The organism is Streptomyces sp. NPDC104202 (assembly GCF_055584185.1).
This window is the reverse complement of sequence record NZ_JBVJMN010000120.1, coordinates 1-5,024: the sequence shown is the minus strand read 5'-3', so window position 1 is coordinate 5,024 and position 5,024 is coordinate 1. Positions and strand designations below refer to the sequence as shown.

The window sequence follows — 5,024 nt, the reverse complement described above, 5'->3', positions numbered from 1 at the left end:
GACCAACACCCACCCCCCCCCCCCCCCCCCCCCACAACCCCCCCCCCCCCCCCCCCCCCCCCCCCCCCCCCCCCCCCCCCCCCCCCCCCCCCCCCCCCCCCCCCCCCCCCCCCCGCCGTCTCCGTACCGGTCAGACGCGGTCGGCCGCGATCAGGACGTACTGGAACGAGCCGTCCTTGTACGACTCGATGAACGCCTCCTCGATCCCCGTGACCAGCGACGACGTGGCGCGCAGCTCCCAGTACGGGAGGGTGTCGGGGGTCAGGTCGATGACGGCCTGCGGAACGAGGCGGTTGTCGGCCATGGCCTTGAGGTACTCACGGCGCGAGTGGATGTTGCACTCGAAGTGCGCGTTGATCTGGGAGACCCACTTCGAGGGCTGGCCGTACCGGGGGTTCCAGCAGCCGGTGATCGTCACGTAGCGGCCGCCGACCTTGAGGAACCGGGAGTGCTCGGCGAAGAGGTCGTCGAGGTCGACGTACATGCTCGACTCGTTGTTCCACGAGGCGGCGACGCTGCCCTTCTCGAAGGGGGTGTCGAGCATGTTGCAGACCCGGGCGCGGACGTGGTCGTCGATGCCCAGCTCCTTCGCCCGCCGGTTGCCGAACTCCGCCTGGGTGGAGGAGAGGGTGACGCCCTCGACCTTGCAGCCGAACCGCTGGTGGGCCATGACGCTCGAACCGCCGCGGCCGCAGCCGGCGTCGACGAGCGTGTCGCCGGGGCCGACGGCGCCGAGGTGGTCGAGGAGCACCTCCGCCTGCGCCGACTCCAGCCGGTGCAGCTCGGCGATCAGCTTCTTCTCGTACTCGCTGTCCTGGGTGTCCCCGAGGGCGGCGTGGTCGACGGCGCCGATGCCGTAGTGGTGGTGGTAGAGCCCGTCGACGTCACCCAGGCGCAGGTTCACGGGCCTGGCCTCCTGGTTCCAGTAGCGGGCGATGTCGCCCTGGTAGGGGGACGCCGGACCCGGGACGAACGCGGAGATGCCCTGGGCGGTGGTGAGCTCGGTGTTGGTCACAGATGATTCCATTTCTTACCAGAAATCGGGCAGGCTGTAGCGATAGGTATTGGTCTGGTGCCAGTAGTGGTTGCCGTCGACCCAGGTGGCCACGCCCCGCAGGAAGCGCTGCACGGTGACGACGGGACAGGCCGCGGCCAGCGCGGCGGCTTCGGCCTCGAAGGCGCGCATCAGGTCGTTGTGGACCTCGACGGCCTTCAGGTAGCCGTCCTGCTCGGAGAGGTTCTCCCGGTCCGAGAGCACCACCGGCAGGTTCAGGTGACGGCCGGGACTGGCCAGTTCCTTGGTGTACGAGTACAGGTCGTTCACGATCGTGCAGGCGTTGCCTGCGAGGGCGATGACCCGTTGCATGGCCGGCTGGGCGTGCAGGTCCGCGGGCAGCTCGTAGCCGCCGACGGTGTCGGTGATCGTGGGACACGGACGGAAGTTGTTGAACTGCCGCATGACCAGGTACTCCCACACCTCGGGGGTGTGGTCGGTCTGGGCCCAGGCGCCCTCGGCGAGGTATCCGAGGTGGAGCCGGGCCATGTCGTGCCGGAAGCGGTCGGCCTGGGAGGGCGTGGCCTGCCGGGCGAAGTACTCCATGGCCGAGCGGTACGCCCGCCGCGGGGCGTCCGCGTACAGCGACTCCTGCCACGGCCCCTGGTACTCGCCCGTCGTGTGCAGCGGGTCCAGCGCGGTGTGCGCGAGGAGGAGGCGGCCGCCGAGACCGACGGGCGAACCTCCGTGGTCCTCGCAGTAGCAGTCGTCGACCGCGTTCTCGGCCACCATCAGACGCGTGGCGATCATCAGGTGGTCGACGGTCGGGGCGTCGGGGTGGCACGCCACCATGTACTTCCCGACCGAGAACCCGTCGAACTGCTTCTCCCACTCCTCGGGGAAGAGCTCGACCTCCTCGACCGCCCACTCCTTGATCCTGCGGCCGATCTCGGCCACCCGCACCGGGTCGGGCTCCGGCACCGGGTGGTAGTAGAGACCGGGGATCTCCAGGACCTCCACCGGCACGCCGGCCGCCTCGGTCCCGGCCGGCAGCGCCGGGCGGGCCAGGCTCAGGGCCGCCGTGCCCAGACCGGACGGTCCCCGCAGGAGGCGCTCCAGGCCGGGTCCCGGAGACGCCGACGCGGCGGGGGCCGGGACGTCCGGAGCGGTGACGACGGGCGACCCCACGGCGGGCGGGCCGGGAACGACCGGGGCGGGCGGGGCGGTCGCGGGAACGACCGTCGCCGGTGCGGCGGGCGGGGTGGCCGCGGCCGCCTGCGCGACGGCCGCGGCGACGGCCTCCTCGACGGCGTCGGGACCGGAGACCCGTGCGCGGCCGAGGACGTGGGCCCCGAAGTGGGCCGCGGCGGTGGGCAGGGTCGACTGCAGGGGGGAAGGCCCGGGATCGGGCATCCGTTGCTCCTTGCTGGAATGGGTGGTCTGTCCCGCGTCCGGGGCCCGACCGCCCGGCCCGGAGGGTTCCGGGCTGTCGGGCGGGTCGGCGCCGGATACGCCGCGCGTCAGTCGCGCCTGCGGGCGATCTGCACGTTCTCCAGCACGCCGAGCGCGTTGGGCACCAGGATCGCGGCGGAGTAGTAGGTGGTGACCAGGTACGACATGATCGCCTGCTCGCTGATCCCCATGAAGCGCACCGAGAGGCCCGGCTCGTACTCCTCCGGGAGGCCGGTCTGGCGCAGCCCGACGACTCCCTGGTTGTCCTCGCCGAGGCGCATGGCGAGGATCGAGCTGGTGTTCTCCTTGCTGATGGGGATCTTGTTGCACGGGAGGATCGGGACCCCGCGCCAGGCCGGGACGCGCTGCCCGTGGAGCTCGACGGTGTCGGGGTAGAGCCCGGCGGCGTTCCACTCGCGGCCGATCGCGGCGATCGCGCGCGGGTGGGCGAGGAACAGCTTGGTGCCGCGCCGGCGGCAGAGTAGTTCGTCGAGGTCGTCCGGGGTGGGCGGGCCGGCGTGCGGCTGGATCCGCTGCTTGAAGTCGGCGTTGGCGAGGAGGCCGAACTCCGGGTTGTTGACGAGCTCGTGTTCCTGCCGCTCGCGCAGCGCCTCGATCGTCAGCCTGAGCTGTTCCTCCGTCTGGTTCATCGGCCCGTTGTAGAGGTCGGCGACCCGGGTGTGGACCTTCAGGACGGTCTGGGCGACGGAGAGTTCGTACTCGCGCGGCTTCAGCTCGTAGTCCACGAAGGCGCCGGGCAGGGCGACTTCGCCGGTGTGGCCGGCCGACATCGCGATCTCGGCCTCGCCGTGCTTGTTCTGCCGCTGCCGGGGCAGCGAGCCGAACTCCGCGAGGTGGCCCCGGAGTCCGGGCGCCCGGTCCGCCACGGCGGCGAAGTCCGCGCGGGAGAGGGTGAGGAGGGTGCCCGCGGTCTCGGCGGTCGCCGTGTAGTCCCAGGTGGCGTCGGCGTCCAGGAGGGCGTTCTCGCCGAAGCGGTCACCGTCGGCGAGCACGGAGACCGCGACCTCGTCGCCGTACTTGCCGACGGAGGTCCGGCCGATCCGGCCGTGGGCGATCATGTGGATCCGCTCCGCCGGGGCGCCGCGCTCGACCAGCACCTCACCGGCGCGGAAGTCGCGCTGGACGCAGCGTTCGGCGATCTCGGCGAGCACGGCGTCGTCCTCGAAGCCCCGCAGCAGGGCCAGTTCGCCGAGTTCGCGGGGGATGACGCGCACGCGGCCGCCGTCCTGGACGAACTCGATGCGCCCGTCACCGACGGTGTAGCTCAGCCGGCGGTTCACCCGGTAGGCGCCGCCCTTGGTCTCGACCCACGGCAGCATCCGCAGCAGCCAGCGGGAACTGATCTCCTGCATCTGCGGCGCGGACTTGGCGGTGGTGGCGAGGTTGCGCGCCGCCGCGGTGCTCAGGCTGGACTGGCGGGGCGGGTCCACCTGGACGTCCGGGCCGGTCTCGACGGTCATGGGTGCGGGCTCTCCTTCTCAAGGACGGTCCGGCGTATGCACGCCAACCGGGGTAGGACGCATGAAAGAGGGTCAATCTCTGGGAATTCGTCCAGATCCCGGGGAACAGTAACGGCCGGTAAGCCGGGCCCGCCCGCAGAGTTCGGAGCCATTACCCCGAAGCGGTGATCTTGTTTCATTGGTGGTTTATCCGTCCGATCAGCGACATTCGAGCCACATGGCCGAGCGCGCTTCGGCCGGTCGGGCCGACCCGGACCCGATCCGGTGGTTTGGCCGAACTCCGTGTAGACCGCATAGGTGCCTGAGGCATGTAGTGGAGAAGGCGATCCACGTCAGAGCCACCGATCCGCGCTTGCGAGGCCCCCATGTCGAAAGCCATGACGTTCCCCCAGGACCGGACCTGCCCGTACCACCCGCCCGCCGCCTACCCCCGCGTCCACGACGGGCGGCCGCTGTCGCGCGTCACCCTCTGGGACGGGCGGGCGGTGTGGCTCGTCACCGGGCACGCGGCCGCCCGGAGCCTGCTGGCCGACCCGAGGCTGTCCACGGACTCCACACGGGAGGACTTCCCGATGCCCACCGAGCGGGCCGCCGCCCTGCGCCGCCGACGGCGCGCGGCGCTGCTCGGCTGGGACGACCCCGAGCACAACGCCCAGCGGCGGATGCTGATCCCGAGCTTCACGCTGAAGCGCGCCGAAGGGCTGCGGCCCCGCATCCAGGAGACCGTGGACCGGCTCCTGGACGCGGTCGAGGCCCAGGGGCCTCCGGCCGAGCTGGTCTCCTCGTTCGCGCTGCCGGTGCCGTCCATCGTCATCTGCGACCTGCTCGGCGTGCCGTACGAGGACCACGAGTTCTTCGAGGAACAGTCCCGCCGGCTGCTGCGCGGGCCGACGGGCGCGGACACCGAGGACGCGCTCGCCCTCCTGGAGGGCTATCTCGGCGACCTGATCGACGCCAAGCGCGCCAAGCCCGGCTCGGGCGTCCTCGACGACCTGGTGAGCCGCGGCTCCGGCGACGGCGGGCCGGCTCCGCCACGACCCCGGGGGGCTGGCCCCCCCCCCCCCCCCCTCCGTGTACACGAAAACAAACAACACCCC

General features: G+C 71.8%; 4 protein-coding genes. 1 reads left to right on the top strand and 3 read right to left on the bottom strand.

Annotated elements, in window-relative coordinates:
* Positions 1-130: 130 nt before the first annotated feature.
* The 3 genes from ACZ60W_RS36985 to ACZ60W_RS36975 all read right to left on the bottom strand — a co-directional run bounded on the left by ACZ60W_RS36985 (position 131) and on the right by ACZ60W_RS36975 (position 3,927).
* A complete protein-coding gene (locus ACZ60W_RS36985; RefSeq protein ID WP_469759795.1) occupies positions 131-1,027 on the bottom strand; it encodes a geranyl diphosphate 2-C-methyltransferase in 897 nt (298 codons plus the stop codon).
* 3 nt (positions 1,028-1,030) lie between these two features.
* Positions 1,031-2,407 carry a family 2 encapsulin nanocompartment cargo protein terpene cyclase gene (locus ACZ60W_RS36980; RefSeq protein ID WP_469759794.1) on the bottom strand — a complete coding sequence of 459 codons (1,377 nt, stop codon included), beginning with the start codon at positions 2,405-2,407 and terminating at the stop codon, positions 1,031-1,033.
* 107 nt (positions 2,408-2,514) lie between these two features.
* The gene (locus ACZ60W_RS36975) at positions 2,515-3,927 is read right to left on the bottom strand and encodes a family 2B encapsulin nanocompartment shell protein (protein WP_469759793.1); all 1,413 of its coding nucleotides are present in this window, start codon (positions 3,925-3,927) and stop codon (positions 2,515-2,517) included.
* 377 nt (positions 3,928-4,304) lie between these two features.
* On the opposite strand from ACZ60W_RS36975, the gene ACZ60W_RS36970 reads away from it, so the two are divergent.
* Positions 4,305-5,024, top strand: a 720-nt coding sequence (locus ACZ60W_RS36970; protein WP_469759792.1) for a cytochrome P450 family protein, incomplete at its 3' end; no start/stop codon positions are given.

Excerpts from the sequence above, each read along its gene's own strand:
- ACZ60W_RS36985 (WP_469759795.1), bottom strand. The coding sequence starts at position 1,027 with ATGGAATCATCTGTGACCAACACCGAGCTCACCACCGCCCAGGGCATC.
- ACZ60W_RS36980 (WP_469759794.1), bottom strand. The coding sequence starts at position 2,407 with ATGCCCGATCCCGGGCCTTCCCCCCTGCAGTCGACCCTGCCCACCGCC.
- ACZ60W_RS36975 (WP_469759793.1), bottom strand. The coding sequence starts at position 3,927 with ATGACCGTCGAGACCGGCCCGGACGTCCAGGTGGACCCGCCCCGCCAG.